Consider the following 15145-nt stretch of genomic DNA (forward strand, 5'->3'; position numbering starts at 1 on the left):
GGCATAATTGCTTGCGGAGCCTTGCAACGCTGGGCTAGATGCAATTGAAGCGCAGGGCAATTCGGGGGATCAGACGATCATGATGAGCAGCAGTCTGGCCGATATGGAAATCTTTGCCCGCGTGGTCGCAACCGGCAGCATGTCGGCGGCGGCTCGCGATCTCGGCCTGTCGCCTGCCGTGGTTTCCAAGCGTCTCGGTCGTCTGGAGGAGCGCCTCGGCACCCGGCTCCTGCAACGCACAACGCGGCAAATCGCGCTGACCGAGGCTGGTCAGGGCTATCATGAGCGCGTGCTGGCCATTCTTTCCAATATCGAGGAAGCGGAAGCTTTCGTTGCGCGCCGCTCGGCGGATGCGCGCGGCACGCTGAAAATCTCGGCTCCCACGACCTTCGGGCGCATGCATATCGCCCCCTATCTGGTGCCTTTCATGCGCGCCAATGCCGACCTGACCGTCAATATGCAATTGACCGACGAAATGGTCGATATTGTCGGCGACGGTTATGATCTCGCCATCCGCATCGGTGAATTGTCGGATTCGACCCTTGTGGCCCGCAGGCTGGCGCCGGTCCGCCGATTGCTCGTCGCATCGCCCGGTTATATCGCGGAACGCGGCACGCCTGAGACCATCGAAGATTTGCAGGCCCATATCTGCCTTGCGCCGCACAACAATGATCCTTGGCGGCTGGAAGGGCCGAAAGGCCCGATTGTCATTCGCCCGGTCGGACCACTCCAGACCAATTCCAGCGAAATGGTGCGCGAGGCCGTGCTGGCCGGTCTCGGCATCGCCCAGCGCTCCACCTGGGATATCGGCCCGGAACTGGCTGCAGGCAAGCTTGTGCAGGTGCTGCCCGACTATACCGCGTCGCGCAATCTGGCCATTCACGCGGTCTATCCGTCGAAACAGTTCCTGCCTGCCAAGGTGCGCCTGTTCATCGACTATCTTGCCGACCTTTACGGGCCCGTTCCCTATTGGGAGAGCGGCAGTTCTCCACAGGGCGCATCTCAAAAATAGACATCAAGTCTTTTGCCGACTATGAAACGCTGCGCATTAGAAAGCGTGCATATAAATACGGTGCGGCATGAACTCCCATCATGCCGGCCGTGTCGTTCCGACTTTTGAGGAAAGATAATGAACACTCCGATCCGATTCATTCTCGCTATCATCGTTGCCGTTGTCGTCGGCTGCGGCTTCATGTTCTACGACAAGTCCCGCGGTGCGGAATGGGTCGTGTCCCCGCAGCAGATCGAACAGGCCAAGGCCGAAGGTAAATCCGGCGTCGAAAGCCGCCCCGGCACTGTAACCGTGCTGCCGATCCGCAGCGAAACGGCTGATGCGCTGCCGTTCAAATGGGCGATGTATGGCGTTGTCGCCGGTCTGTTTGTGCTGGTTGCGACGCGCAAGCGCAAAAAGGCTTAAAACCCCTTTTCCAAGCGTCATAAAGCCCGGCTGGATCACCAGTCGGGCTTTATTTTCAATAGAGCGGTTCCTGTTATGACGGAATCGTCGGAACCGCTCTAAGTATTTATTTTTACGCATTTCCAGACGCAAACCGCTTCGCACTTTTGCTGGAAAAGCTCTATATTCCGTTGCCGGGTCCGTCCCTTGCGGCTACCTTGCCGCCGATACGCAGAGGGCTTGAACGGCATGGCCGAAACGATTTTTTCCCGCATACAGGCGAGCCGCACAGCGGACGACGTCGTATACCAGATCGAGACGCTCATTCTGGAGGGCGTTCTGCGCGGCGGCGACCGTCTGCCCGGCGAACGGGAGCTGGCGCGCCAGTTCGACATTTCCCGGCCCATCCTGCGCGATGCCCTGAAGCGCCTTGAAACGGCTGGCCTTTTGACCTCCCGCCATGGTGGCGGCACATTCGTCGCCGATGTGATCGGGCAGGTCTTCAGCGCGCCCGTGGTCAAGCTTTTTGCCGACCACCGCAAGGCGACCGCAGACTATCTCGAATATCGCCGCGAGATCGAAAGCATCGCCGCCGAATATGCGGCGTTGCGCGCCACACCCGCCGACAAGGCGCTTTTGACGGAAATCATGCATGCGATGGAGACGGCCCATGGCGCGAGCGATTTCGACACCGAAGCGCGGCTTGATGTCGAGCTGCACAATGCGGTCGGCGAAGCCGCCCACAACATCGTGCTGCTGCACACTTTGCGCTCCTGCTACCAGCTATTGAAGGATGGCGTGTTTTACAACCGCAGCCTCATCTACAGCTATCCGGGCGTCGCCGACATGTTCCTTTCGCAGCATCGCGCTATCTATGACGCGGTGATGGCTGGCAACCCGCAGGCCGCCCGTGAGGCGGTGCAGAAGCATATCCGCTTCGTCGAGCAGGCCACCCATGACCGCGAACTGAACGAAGAACGCGAGCGCGTGTCGCAGCTGCGCTTCCGCCAGCGGGCGGGCACCAATGCGGTGAAGGAAGTGAAGGACGACGGCGAATGACTGGTGTGGTTTTCAAGGATGCATGCGGCCCGCAGAACATTCGCCTTTATGCCATTGGCGACGTGCATGGGCGCTTCGATCTGTTGCAGGATATGCACGGATTAATCCGCGCCGATCTCGACCATCGCCCCGTCCATGACTGGCGCATCATCCATCTCGGTGATTACATCGACCGGGGACCGCAATCCAAGGAAGTGCTCGATTTTCTCATCGAGGCGGCTGCGCACGATCCGCGCATCCTGTCTCTTCTCGGCAATCACGACGAAGGCTTTCTCAATTATCTCGCCACCGGCGACACGGCAGGCATCTTCGCTCTGCATGGCGGCGTGGAGACCGGGCGCTCCTATGGCGTGGAACTCGATTTTTCCGATCCGGACAAAGCCCGGCGCGGACACGAGGCTCTGGTGAAAGCCGTACCGCAAGCGCATGTCGATTTCATACGCTCGATGCCGCGCTGGCTGTCGTTCGGGGACTTCTTTTTCTGCCACGCAGGCGTCAACCCCGTTGTCCCGCTTGAAGAGCAGGACCCGGACGACCTCATCTGGATACGCACTTTGTTTTTGAAATGGACCGATCCCCTCGCAAAGGTGATCATCCATGGGCATACGCCGCAAGGCGCGGTCGATGTTCAGCCCAACCGCGTCAATCTCGACACCTATGCCTGGAAGAGCGGCCTGCTATCGGCAATCGCAATCGATGGCGCGGAAAAGCGCTTCATCGAAGCGAATTAATGAGCGCTGGAAATTCCGTAACCGTCGCTCGAAACCATGGTGTTACCGGCGTCGACGGTGAAGATGCCGACAGCCATGAACACGATCGCGGAGACCATCAGGACGGTAAGAAGGGCGGCATGCTTGGCGGTCATATTCGGAAACTCTTTCGACGGTTGCCGGATGAAATTCGATAAAACGAGCCGCCGTTGCGAGCATGGCGTGAAGCCCTGCCCGACCGATCATTGCCCGGGAGACGGCGTTCAGTTACACCCGATAAAAGTTACCTGCAACTGAACGGCGGCGTCGTTCACCGCGCTTTTTTCACAAAACAACGCATTGCTCACAGCATGTGGCAAAGCAGCAACGCGAAGTCTATCCGCAAGGTTAATGTTGGGTTTAAATCTGGTCGATCCAGGCTTTGGCGAGTGCCGCGCCCGCTCTGTCTGAGGAGCGGCCAACGCTCTCGGCAAGTTGCGCAAACGCCTTGTCCCAGCCCGGCGCAAAATCTTCGATTTCGTGGGCGAGTTGGGCATTCCACTGTTTGACGAGCGTGGTATCGGCTTCGAAATGGAACTGGGTTCCATAGACCGCTCGTCCGATCCGGTAGGCCTGATTCTGCGTCATGTCGCTTTGCGCCATATGCACGGCACCTTTTGGCAGCGTGAACGTATCGCGGTGCCAATGGAAGATCGGAAACGCTCTGCCTGCTGTCGATAAGACCGGATCGTTCAGGCCCTCTTCGGTCAGGCGCACTTCCTGCCAGCCGAACTCCATCGGACGGTCGAGGATATTGTCGCCGCCATAGGCGCGCGCCACAAGCTGGCTGCCGAGGCAGATGCCAAGCACCGCCTTGTCCCTGTCACCAAAGCCACGAATGAGATCGAGCAGATGCGGGAAATAGGCAAATTCGGCATCGGCCAGCGCATTCTGCTCGCCGCCCAGCACAATAAGCGCCTTGTGGTCGGTATCATCAGCGGGCAGCGCATCGCCATTGTAGGGAAGGCGCAAATCAATCGCATAACCGGCTTCTTTCAGGACGGGCTCAATCTGTCCGAGCCCCGCACCATCATAATTCTGGACGACCAATACCCGCATAACCAAGCCTCGAAAATTCTTTGCCATTGGCTAACACGAAAAAGGCCCGGACAACAGCCGGGCCTTTGATCGATTGGACGCCGATTATTCGACGACCGACACGCTGACGGTCCGGCCCGCCACGAGGTGCACGCCATCCGGCACGTCCTCAAGCTTGACTCGCACCGGCACACGCTGCGCAAGACGCACCCAGTTGAAAGTCGGCGTGACATTGGCAAGCAGGCTTGTCGTTGCGGTGCGCTCGCGATCCTCGATGCCACCGGCAATGCCTTCGACCTTGCCCTTGAGCTGCACGTGGCTGCCCATGATATCGACCACCACCGGATCGCCGAGCTTGATACGCTCAAGCTTGTTTTCTTCGAAATAGCCCGAGACATAATAGGAATCCGTATCCACCAGCGCCGTTACGGCAGAACCTGCGGTGACATAGTCGCCCGGCTGCAGCGAAAAGTTGGTGATGACGCCATTGACCGTCGCCTTGACCGAAGACCGATCCAGATTGAGCGCGGCCAGATCACGGTCCAGACCGGCCTGACGGTAAGCCGCCTCGGCTTGCATGGCTGTCGTCTCAACCTGTTCCAGCTTCTGGCGGGTCACAGTCGTGTCGTTGAGCTGGCGATAACGGACGAGATCGCGATTGGCCATGTCGAGCGCAGCCTTGCTGCTGTCGACCTTGGCCTCCGCCGTTTGCAGCGCCAGCTTGTAACGCGCCTGATCGATGCGGAAAATCACATCGCCTTTTTTGACGGTCTGGTTGTCGCGAACGAGAACTTCGCTCACCAGACCCGACACGTCCGGTGCAACGCGCACCACATCGGCAAGGATCTTGCCATCGCGTGTCCACGGCGCATTCATGTAATAATCCCAGAGATGCCAGCCCAGCAGCCCCGCCATTGTGACCATGACGAGGGTGAGAAAAACCCGGCCAGTATGTGCGAAGAGCTTTTTCATCAGTCTATTCCGTTCAAGATAATGGCGGCAGCGCCAAGAATGCAGAAATACATGGCGGCATCGAACAAGGGCCGGTGCCACACAAAACGGTAGAAACGCACGCGCGCCAAAAGGCGTTGCATGATCGTATTGAGGACATAGGCGCCAAGCGCCAGCACGCCCAGGGTCGGGATATAAATCCCGTATATATCGAGTTCAGGTCTCATGATCGTTCACATTCAGTCTTCAAGCTCCTGTTGGTCAGGCGGCTTGCGGCAGCTCCAATTGCGGGCGCGGTGGCAAAGCAAAAGGCGGCGCCTTGGGAAACAGGTTGAAACGCAGCGCCACCAGTGCGAGCCGCGGACGGCGGGCAACGGCTGGCGAGCCGCTTTCGATGATCGCCGCTATCGCCTTGTCGATGGCGGCGAGCAATTGTTCGTCGATGCCCTGACGCGACAGGCCGTTCGGCCCGCCTTTGGACAAGGCCCGATAATGCGCGCCGACACCGTCCAGCACCGCATCCACCGCCTCGCGGCAAGGCTCGGGCAACTTGGCGCGATATTGTTGCAGGTCGATGGTATTCATCCCGTTGCGCAGGTCGCGCAGCAGATCGACCTTGGCGACATCCGCCGATGGGATCAGCGCCAGACGCGGCGTCATCATGCCGATGCGGTCAATCATGCGCAGCAACAGGCGGTTCATATGCTGGCGGCGATGACGGCTTGGTCCGCGTTCGGTTGCCGCCACAATATCGCGCCAGCCAGCCTCGACCAGACGCCGCACGCTCCATTCGGCACCGACCGAGCGCACGATAGACGTGATCACCGCAGCAATGACGATACCGACAACCGTTGCCAGATTGGCATTGGCAAAAGTGACGAAATCCGACGTGGCGTGGCTTTGCAGCATGAGCATGTTCGGCAGGTTCACACAGAGCACCATGCCCAGCAGAAACTGCGACGGAATTGCCAGAAGCACACCGGCAGGCACCAGAAACAGACCCAGCACCAAAGCCAGCGGGAAGAAACCGTCCACCAGCGGCAGCAGCGCGAATTCGAAGATGAAAGCGGCTGCGATCACGATCATCAACAGCCAGTTGAACTTCCGCATCACCGGCACGGGGTCGTCCATCGTCGCAAAGATACAGCAGAAGATGCCTGCCATCATTGCGGCTGCACTGCCCTGTGACCAGCCGGTGGCGATCCAGAAAGCCGTTGCAACACTGGTTGCGAGAAAGGCAGAGAAGCCCGACAGAAACGCCATGCCATAATCGCGGTGCGCGGGACGCCCTTTTAGATGGGCGTCGTAACGGCGCCAGCGCAGCGCATGGCCGCGCTTCGCACCGGATACGATATCCTGACGCAGCGTGATGCAATCGCTCCATATCTGGACCAGATCGCGGACACGCGCAGCCACATTGAACGGCAGAAGCTCGCCCCAGCTGGAGGCGTCCTTGCCGTGACGCTCGATCTCGTCGATCAGCTTCAACAGAACGGCGCGGCGCTCTTCGCTCAGGCTTTCGCCGCTTTCGAGCCAGTCGCAGGCTTCATCGAGAAGCTGCTGGACAGCCGGATGCCAAGGCTTTTCGCCTTCACCCGGCTTCAGCACGATAACATCATGCAGGCTCGATATGATCGGCAGCACGGCCACCATGCGCTGTTGCAGCACATGCAGCATGGTTCCAACGCCGCGAATGGACGAGGTGTCATAGGCCACATGAGTGGTCAGGTTGCGCAGTTCCAGCGCGTCGGATGCCAGACGCTGACGGTCGCGCAGGAATTGCGGGCTGGCGCCCTCGCCGCGCATTGTGGCGACGGCGAGCCGCGAGCCCTCCCGCAGCCAGTTGTCGATACGACCGACCAGCACCGGCCCGCTGTGGCGCGGAAAGACGAGGCGATTGACCAGCGCCGCGCAGACAATGCCAATGGCAATTTCCTCGACGCGGCCAAGCGCATAATCAAAGGTGGTTTCGGGAACGGAAACCACGGCAAAACTTGCGATCGCCACCGTATAACCGGCGAGCATGAAGAGATAGCTGCGCGGCGTGCCGTCAAGCAGGCTGATCGCCAGACAGACGCCCATCCATACGCCGATGGCGACGGTCAGGATTTCCGGCGAATTGATCAGATGTGGCACGAAAAGAATCGTCACCGCACCGCCGATGATCGTGCCGATCAGACGATAGATGCCCTTGGATGTGGTGGCCCCCGAAAGCGGATGCGCGACGATATAAACGGCGGCAATCGACCAGTATGGGTTCGGCAGATTGGCCATCAGCGCAATCCACAAGGCAAGCATACCGGCGGCGAACGTCTTTAGGGAAAAGACGACGTCCCAGAATTTCGGGGTTGTTTCGGCAAGCTTGGTCATTGTTTTTCGAAGGCAGCGTGGTTGGTTCAGATGTTCAGGAATTTCTCGTTCAGCCTGCGCAAGACTTCCATGGCGACATCGACCTGTTCAGCGTCGAAATCACTTAAGAACTGCGTCCGAAGACGGGCCGCAGACTTTTCCACCTTGGTGGCAAGGGCGCGGCCGTCTTCGGTCAACTGGATGAGTTTGACGCGACGGTCAGCATCGTCGGCGACGCGCAGGATCAGGCCATCCTTCTCCAGCTCATCGACGACACGAACGATCGTCGCCCCCTCGATGCCGACCCGTTCGGCCAGCACCCCCTGGGGGATCAGATCGCCATGCCGCAAGAGGGTCATCAGAGGAACAGCTTTCGCATCGGAAAGTCCATGCTCCGCCATGGCCGCATCAAAGGCTTTCCGCCATCCTCTGGCGGTGCTTGCGAGAAGCGGCGCGAATTCGACCCAGGCTTGTTTCATCACTTCAATTCCATTCAAATAGATAGCTTCATACCTATATGGATACAATCTAATTAGATTCAACCGCCAGCCATTTCCCATCAATTGTTTGTGTAAGCCATTTGTTATGTGAGAGCGGTTTTCAATCGGCAGGCTGGCAGAACTGCCACACAAAGCGCTTGACCGGCAGGCTTGCCCTCTGCCATCGATGCGATCATGCGCGCAAATTACAGAATGCAACGACTTTACATCGAGGACGACTTCGCCCCGGAAACGCCGGTGGAGGCTGCGCCGCAGGCTGCCCATTATCTCATTCACGTGCTGCGCCTGAAAGAAGGCGATGAAGTTCTCGTCTTCAACGGGCGCGACGGTGAATGGAAGGCCTGGCTAAAGCCGGAAGGCAAGAAGCGTGTTCTGCTCGTACCTGTTGAGGAGACCCGCCCGCAGCCAGCGCCAAGCGATCTCGTCTATTGTTTCGCGCCGCTGAAACAGGGCCGCCTTGATTATATGGTGCAGAAGGCCGTTGAAATGGGCGCTGGCGTCTTGCAGCCGGTCGTCACCCAGCACACACAAGTGCCGAAACTCAGCACCGACAAGATAAAGGCCAATGCCATTGAGGCTGCCGAGCAATGCGGTGTGCTTGCCATACCCGAATGCCGCGACGCGGTGCGCTTCGACCGCTTTATCGACCAGTGGGACCCGTCGCGCCGTCTGATCTTTTGCGATGAAGGCCACGAATCGGACGATCCGTTGAGCATTCTGCAAGGTTTGAAGACCGGACCAACGGGGCTTCTGATCGGCCCGGAAGGCGGATTTTCGGAAGAAGAGCGGCAAGTGCTGCACCGCCAGCCCTTCGTGACGGCCATTCCGCTCGGCCCTCGCATTTTGCGGGCGGATACCGCAGCCGTTGCCGCCATGGCTCTGGTACAGGCCATTCTCGGCGACTGGAGAAATGCGGCATGATGTTCTCTAAATCGATCGTTCAATGAAATTGACTTGCGTGATTTGACAAATTTGTCCAATCACGCTGACAAGCTGAAATACGACCAGGGATAGACTGTATGGCGCGCGATACGACTGACGAAACGGCACTGACGGGCGTTGAAGAACTTGCGATCTATCTTGCCGGGGGAAACAAGCCCAAGGATGCCTGGCGCATCGGCACCGAGCACGAGAAATTCCCTTTCTATACCGCTGACAACAGCCCTGTTCCCTATGCGGGACCGCGCGGCATCAAGGCGATTCTGGAAGGCATGCAGGCCATGCTCGGCTGGGAGCCGATCATGGACGAAGGCAACATTATCGGCCTTGTCGAGCCGACCGGACAGGGCGCAATTTCTCTGGAGCCGGGCGGCCAGTTCGAGCTTTCCGGCGCACCGCTTACGACCATTCACCAGACCTGCCGCGAAATGAACGCGCATCTGAGCCAGGTGCGTGAAATCGCCGAGCCTCTGGGCATTCGTTTTCTCGGCGTCGGCGGCAGCCCGAAATGGACGCTGGCCGAAACGCCGGTCATGCCGAAGTCGCGCTACAAGATCATGACCAACTACATGCCGAAGGTTGGCCATGAAGGTCTGGACATGATGTACCGGACCTCGACCATTCAGGTTAATCTCGATTTCAGCTCCGAACGCGACATGCGCCGCAAGATGCAGGTTTCGATGAAACTGCAATCGGTCGCCACGGCGCTGTTTTCCAGTTCGCCCTTCACCGAGGGCAAGCCGAACGGTCTCCTGTCATGGCGCTCGAACATCTGGCGTGATACCGACAACCAGCGCGCCGGTGTGCTACCCTTTGTCTTCTCGGAAAATTTCGGCTTTGCCGATTATGTCGACTGGGCGCTCGATATTCCGATGTATTTCATCCTGCGCGATGGCCGTTATCACGATTGCACCCATGTCACGTTCCGCCAGTTCATGAACGGCGCGTTGAAGGGTGAAGTCAGCGATCCGGTCCCGAATATGGGCGACTGGACCAATCATCTCTCGACGCTGTTCCCGGAAGTTCGCCTCAAGCGCTTCCTCGAAATGCGCGGTGCGGACGGCGGCCCATGGCGGCGCATCTGCGCCCTGCCCGCCTATTGGGTCGGCCTTCTCTATGACGAAGAAGCGCTGACGGCAGCGGAAATGCTGACCAAGGACTGGACCTATGAAGAGGTTCTGGCGCTGCGCAACGAAGTGCCCACCAAGGCGCTCACCGCAACATTCCGTGGCAAGCCGCTGGAAGGCATCGCCCGCGAAACGCTGAAGATTTCGCGTCTTGGTCTGAAGAACCGCAACAAGCTCAACCCGGAAGGTTTTGACGAAACCCACTTCCTGGCGCCACTGGAAGAAATCGTCGCCGCTGGCATTACCGATGCCGAGCGTATGCTGAAAGCCTATAACAGCATCTGGGCCGGTTCCGTCGAGCCGATCTTCCTGGAATATGCCTATTGAGCTTCAATCCGGCAGAAAACCACCCATGAAAAAGAGCGCGTTTTTCGCGCCCTTTTCATTTTCGGGATGTGCTCCGAGGTTAGCTCGTGACCTGCTGACCCTTTGTCGGATCGGGGATCACAACAATCGTGCTGCCATCGCGCACATTGTTATAAAGATCGATCACGTCCTGATTGAGCATACGGATACAGCCGGAGGAAACGGCCTTGCCGATGCTCCATGCTTCGGGCGACCCGTGGATACGATATAGTGTATCGCGGCCATCCTTATGGATATACATGGCGCGCGCGCCCAGCGGGTTCTTGAGGCCGGGGGGCATACCGCCATTGGCAATGCTGTAAGGCTGGAGTGCTGGCTGGCGGGCAACCATCTCATCCGGCGGCGTCCAGCGCGGCCACTGGCGCTTGTAAGCGATGACGGCACGACCCGCCCAGGCAAAACCGTCACGACCGACGCCGATGCCATAGCGCATCGCCCGCCCATTGCCGAGCACGTGATAGAGATATTTGTTCGGCGTATCGACGATGACGGTGCCCTTAGTCTCGCTCGTCGGATAATCAACTTCCTGCCGCCAGAATTTCTGATCGACCTTACTGATATCGACGGCAGGCAGTGGAAACTGCTCTTCCGGCATGGCCTGATACATGAGCGGCACGGGCTGCGACGGCGCAACGGGCTTGTTGACCGGCTTTGCCGGCAGCGGCGGCTGGGCAGTCGAAACACAGCCTGACAGCGCAACAGCGCTTGCACCAATCAGAAAGCTGCGGCGGTTGAACACCGCCGCCTTCAAGCCGGAAAATGCGGCGTCCTGGGAGTTTTTACGCGACATCCTTGAACTCTTCGTTTGACACGCATCACGGCAGAAACGCGGTTCGCCCTGCCCGAATTGTGCTCATCATTTCGGATGTGCGAGAAAGAAAAGGCCAAGCTTAAGCCAGCCTTAAGAGAACAGTGGAGCTTGCACTCGGCTTCCCAATTCGGCGTTCAAGACATTGCGAGTGTTGCTAAAATAGCGATCCCTGCCCGCCGGAGCGAGCCGATGCAGGCTTTTTCGGTGCGCCCGGTTTGGCTGCCGATTCGTCCTCTGCACCGCCATCAGCAACCACCGCCACATCACCGTCACGGAAACGAACCGACAGCGCATCGCCCGCCGCCACGCCAGCCGCCTGCTTGACCGGATGACCGTCCGCATCGAACACGATGGCAAAGCCACGGTCCAGCACACTTTCGTAAGACAGGGTGCGCATCAGGCGTTCCAGTTCCTGTCCGCGCCGTTTGGCGCGCTCGATCAAAAGGCGCACCGCCTGATCGCGTCTGCGATCCAGTTGCTCGACGGTCGATGTGGCAAGGCGGGTGCGCCGCAAGATCGGTTCCGGGACCAGCCGGTCGCCACGATGCGAGAGCGCCGTGCGGCGTTCCCGCAAAAAGGCTTCCAGCGCACGCGGCAGTCGCTGACCGAGCAGCGACATGGTGCGTTGCTGTTCCACGAAACGGCGCTGCAACAGGCGCGGCGACAATTGACGGGCGCGCCCTTCGAAATGCACCCGCTTCTTCTGCGTGTTGACGAACAGCGCCCGCGTCAGGCGCGAGGCGGATTCGTCAAAGCGCCGGCGGGGCAAGGCCAGCAACTGATCGGCGGAAGGCAGAGCGCGCGCAGCCGCGCGATGCGCCTGCCGCTTGAGATCGATGAAGCGCGACATGGCCGAGGCCAACCGCGCCGATTGTCCGGCAAGCGTTGCCTGCAAATCGGCCCTGACCGGCACGGCCATTTCGGCAGCGCCTGTTGGGGTCGGTGCGCGCACATCGGCGGCTAGATCGATCAGCGTCCAGTCGGTTTCGTGGCCGACTGCAGAAATCACCGGAATATGCGACGCCGCCACGGCGCGCACGACAATTTCGTCATTGAAGCCCCAGAGGTCTTCCAGACTACCGCCGCCACGCGCCACGATCAGCACATCGGGACGCGGAATCGCGCCATCTTCCGGCAAGGCATTGAAGCCCTCCACGGCAGCAGCCACTTCCAGACCGCTCGTCTCGCCCTGCACGCGCACCGGCCAGACGATGACATGCAGCGGATAGCGATCTGAAATGCGGTGAATAATATCGCGGATGACGGCGCCTGTCGGCGATGTCACCACACCGATCACACGCGGCATGAAGGGCAGGAGCTGCTTGACCGCCGGATCGAACAGGCCTTCCGCCGCAAGGCGGCGCTTGCGTTCTTCCAGAAGCGCCATCAGCGCACCGGCGCCCGCCGGTTCCATCTGCTCGATGACAATCTGATATTTCGACGATCCCGGATAGGTGGTCAGCTTGCCGGTGGCGATAACCTCCATGCCTTCTTCGGGACGAAAACGCAGGCGGCCCATGGAACCGCGCCAGATCACGGCTTCCAGCCGCGAGCGGTCGTCCTTCAAGGCGAAATAGGCATGACCGGACGAATGCGGTCCGCGGTAACCGGAGATTTCTCCCCGCACGCGCACATGGCCGAACACATCCTCGACCGTGCGCTTCAAAGCGCCGGAAATCTCGGAAACGCTATACTCGGCGACATTCGACGATGCGCCGGTAAAACTCGAATCGGAACCCATGCTCATCCCATCATAGGCCATCAGCCGATACGGCTGGTCAAGAAGTCGCGTAGAAAATCATCTCATGCTTATCAACGGACCTCACCAGCCCGGCAACAACTCATTGGCCCGCACCCTGCGCGTGCGGACCGCCGGAAACGACGAGATTTCCGGCGAACTCATCGCGCCAACAATGCCTCCCGGCTGGGGCGATGAAATATTGTCAAGACTTTCGATGATGTGCTGCGCCAGCGCATCCACCACCGCATTCTGCTTGTTGTGGCCGCGCATGATGCCAATGCCGAATTCCGGCAATCGCCCAAAACCATCGGCCTCACCCAGCACCCGCATGCCGGGGCGCAACGCACATTCCGGCAGCACCGAAACGGCAAGGCCGGAGAGAACCGCAGCGGCAGAAACCGTCGCCGACCAGCTCGTGATGATGATGCGATAATCGCGTTTCGCCGCTTCCAGCACTTCGATTGCCGCATGACGCCAGATGCAGGTCGGTCGCCCCACCGCAAGCGGCAGCACGGCTTCCTCATGCACAGCATGATTGGCCGACGTGACCCAAAGAAGCGGCTCGGTGCGCACCACTTCCGAGCGGCGCTTGTCGTCGCACTGGGTGACCAGCGCAATATCCAGCGTGCCGCGACGAATCATTTCGTCCAGATTGACGGTCGGCTCGCAGACGACGGAAAGCTCAACACGCGGATTGGAGCGCGCAAAACGCGCCATGATTTCCGGCAGGAAGCGGTCGGCATAATCATCAGGCGTCCCGATACGCACATGGCCCTCCAGTTGCGTATCGTCAAAGGCCGCAATGGTCTCCCCATTCAGCTGCATCATACGCCGCGCATAGAGAAGCAGCCGGTCGCCATCCTCGGTCAGGCGATTGGAGCGCCCGTCCCGCTCGAAGAGCGGCTTTCCGATCCGTTCCTCAAGCCGCCGCATCTGCATGGAAACCGCCGATTGCGTCTTGAAAATCGCATCGGCAGCGCGTGTGAAACTGCCCGTATCGGCTATCGCGATGAAGGTTTGTAACTGATCGAGATCCAGAGGCGTGCTCATGGGCGCTATCCATCACTATTATTGAAGAGTGACATTAGAAACATTCGTTGGAACAATCAATTTGATTGTTGGATAAAGCAGCCGTCGTAAAGGAAAGGAGCCGCGAAAGCGCATGAGCCTGACGATGAGAACCCCTTAGCACCGCTGATTTAAAGGAGAGCGGACATGACAGCGATAAGCAAGACAACGACGACCTATTTACCGGCAACGCGCGCAGAGACCTCCACGCTCGTGCAAACGGTGAAAGCTGTGTTTACGTCGGCTCTGCGTCGCTGGATGATGTCCCGCAATCGACGGCAGCTGATGCGAATTTCCGAGCTTGATGATTATCTTCTGCGTGACATCGGCCTGCATCGTGGTGACGTCTATACGGCGACCCACTACCGCGGCCGCGAAAACCCGACACGTGTTCTGCGCTCGCTGGCTGATGCGCAGCGCCGTATCGAGGCGACACGCCACATCTGCTGAGGCCACGGCCTCAGCAGCCTTTTGAATCTCAAGCAGTTCGCACGAAACCCCTTCGCCGAACTGCCCACGGAACATCTGGCAGGCGCCACCTTCACAAGCCGGGTCCCCTCTCGGCCAGCCTGCCCTTTGCCCGGCCCGCTCCTCCGCTGGCCGGGCCTTTTTATTCCGGCGTCGCGCAAACAACCCGCCTTCTGGCAAAAGACCATGCTTGGCGGTTGTTTGCGGCGATTGCGGCGCGAGAAATTGGGGATGGCGAAATTTGCTATTCTTTTTTCAAAGAAAGGGGTTGCGTTCGGGGTTTGAGTTCGCTAGATGGAAGCCGTCGCGAACGAGCTTCACGCTTCTGTCGCAATTGCAAACGCTCGATAAGAGCATGATTTGCAATCCTTGCTGGGGAATAGTTTAAGGGTAGAACAACGGACTCTGACTCCGTTAGTCTTGGTTCGAATCCAGGTTCCCCAGCCATTATTTTCTTCAAAGAAATCAAGTTGATAAATATCAAGCCGGTACTTCCACAGGCTGGTCTTTTTGCATTCTTCCTCCAAGCGGATTCCCGATAGATTCAGTCGTTTAACCAGACTAGCGGAAAATCCACACCGCA

The 15145-nt window shown here is 59.0% G+C and carries 16 protein-coding genes and 1 tRNA gene; 8 read left to right on the top strand and 9 right to left on the bottom strand.

Going from position 1 to position 15145, the window contains the following annotated elements:
- The first annotated feature begins 82 nt into the window (after positions 1–82).
- From WIX40_RS04505 to WIX40_RS04520, 4 genes are all read left to right on the top strand, one after another.
- The gene (locus WIX40_RS04505; protein WP_339440936.1) at positions 83–1012 is read left to right on the top strand and encodes a LysR family transcriptional regulator; all 930 of its coding nucleotides are present in this window, start codon (positions 83–85) and stop codon (positions 1010–1012) included.
- 117 nt (positions 1013–1129) lie between these two features.
- Entirely contained in the window at positions 1130–1417 is a 288-nt protein-coding gene (locus WIX40_RS04510) for a hypothetical protein (protein WP_109367818.1), read from the top strand.
- A gap of 228 nt (positions 1418–1645) precedes the next feature.
- On the top strand, positions 1646–2455 hold the full coding sequence (locus WIX40_RS04515) for an FCD domain-containing protein (RefSeq protein WP_109367819.1): 810 nt from the start codon (positions 1646–1648) through the stop codon (positions 2453–2455).
- Positions 2452–3186: a metallophosphoesterase gene (locus tag WIX40_RS04520; protein WP_140023545.1), complete on the top strand. Its 735-nt coding sequence runs from the start codon at positions 2452–2454 to the stop codon at positions 3184–3186. The genes WIX40_RS04515 and WIX40_RS04520 overlap by 4 nt, the downstream gene beginning before the upstream one ends.
- On the opposite strand, the gene WIX40_RS04525 is transcribed toward WIX40_RS04520, so the two are convergent.
- The 6 genes from WIX40_RS04525 to WIX40_RS04550 form a co-directional block, all read right to left on the bottom strand.
- A complete protein-coding gene (locus WIX40_RS04525; protein ID WP_167836115.1) occupies positions 3183–3320 on the bottom strand; it encodes a hypothetical protein in 138 nt (45 codons plus the stop codon). The genes WIX40_RS04520 and WIX40_RS04525 overlap by 4 nt on opposite strands.
- A gap of 244 nt (positions 3321–3564) precedes the next feature.
- Positions 3565–4263, bottom strand: coding sequence for a type 1 glutamine amidotransferase (locus WIX40_RS04530; RefSeq protein ID WP_339438775.1), 699 nt, complete (start codon positions 4261–4263; stop codon positions 3565–3567).
- Positions 4264–4347: 84 nt separating this feature from the next.
- On the bottom strand, positions 4348–5214 hold the full coding sequence (locus WIX40_RS04535) for an efflux RND transporter periplasmic adaptor subunit (protein ID WP_109367822.1): 867 nt from the start codon (positions 5212–5214) through the stop codon (positions 4348–4350).
- Positions 5214–5420 (bottom strand): DUF1656 domain-containing protein, encoded by a 207-nt coding sequence (locus WIX40_RS04540; protein ID WP_078338977.1) that lies wholly within the window; start codon positions 5418–5420, stop codon positions 5214–5216. The genes WIX40_RS04535 and WIX40_RS04540 overlap by 1 nt, the downstream gene beginning before the upstream one ends.
- A 34-nt stretch (positions 5421–5454) precedes the next feature.
- On the bottom strand, positions 5455–7563 hold the full coding sequence (locus WIX40_RS04545) for an FUSC family protein (protein ID WP_339438781.1): 2109 nt from the start codon (positions 7561–7563) through the stop codon (positions 5455–5457).
- 26 nt (positions 7564–7589) lie between these two features.
- The gene (locus tag WIX40_RS04550) at positions 7590–8021 is read right to left on the bottom strand and encodes a MarR family winged helix-turn-helix transcriptional regulator (protein WP_109367824.1); all 432 of its coding nucleotides are present in this window, start codon (positions 8019–8021) and stop codon (positions 7590–7592) included.
- A gap of 195 nt (positions 8022–8216) precedes the next feature.
- Here WIX40_RS04550 and WIX40_RS04555 point away from each other — a divergent pair, with 195 nt between their 5' ends.
- Positions 8217–8963 (top strand): 16S rRNA (uracil(1498)-N(3))-methyltransferase, encoded by a 747-nt coding sequence (locus tag WIX40_RS04555; protein WP_339438785.1) that lies wholly within the window; start codon positions 8217–8219, stop codon positions 8961–8963.
- Positions 8964–9061: 98 nt separating this feature from the next.
- On the top strand, positions 9062–10435 hold the full coding sequence (locus tag WIX40_RS04560) for a glutamate--cysteine ligase (RefSeq protein WP_339438787.1): 1374 nt from the start codon (positions 9062–9064) through the stop codon (positions 10433–10435).
- A 79-nt stretch (positions 10436–10514) separates the two neighbouring features.
- On the opposite strand, the gene WIX40_RS04565 is transcribed toward WIX40_RS04560, so the two are convergent.
- The 3 genes from WIX40_RS04565 to WIX40_RS04575 all read right to left on the bottom strand — a co-directional run bounded on the left by WIX40_RS04565 (position 10515) and on the right by WIX40_RS04575 (position 14076).
- A complete protein-coding gene (locus tag WIX40_RS04565; RefSeq protein WP_109367826.1) occupies positions 10515–11264 on the bottom strand; it encodes a L,D-transpeptidase in 750 nt (249 codons plus the stop codon).
- 175 nt (positions 11265–11439) lie between these two features.
- Complete coding sequence (gene xseA / locus WIX40_RS04570; RefSeq protein WP_339438788.1) at positions 11440–13026, bottom strand: exodeoxyribonuclease VII large subunit; 1587 nt, start codon at positions 13024–13026, stop codon at positions 11440–11442.
- 81 nt (positions 13027–13107) lie between these two features.
- A complete protein-coding gene (locus WIX40_RS04575; protein ID WP_140023539.1) occupies positions 13108–14076 on the bottom strand; it encodes a LysR substrate-binding domain-containing protein in 969 nt (322 codons plus the stop codon).
- 165 nt (positions 14077–14241) lie between these two features.
- Between WIX40_RS04575 and WIX40_RS04580 the strand changes: the two genes are divergently transcribed.
- Positions 14242–14544: a DUF1127 domain-containing protein gene (locus WIX40_RS04580; RefSeq protein WP_140023538.1), complete on the top strand. Its 303-nt coding sequence runs from the start codon at positions 14242–14244 to the stop codon at positions 14542–14544.
- 391 nt (positions 14545–14935) lie between these two features.
- Positions 14936–15009, top strand: a tRNA-Gln gene (locus WIX40_RS04585).
- Positions 15010–15145 lie beyond the last annotated feature (136 nt).

The sequence above is a fragment of the Ochrobactrum teleogrylli genome (genome assembly GCF_037482325.1).
Lineage (GTDB): Bacteria > Pseudomonadota > Alphaproteobacteria > Rhizobiales > Rhizobiaceae > Brucella > Brucella teleogrylli.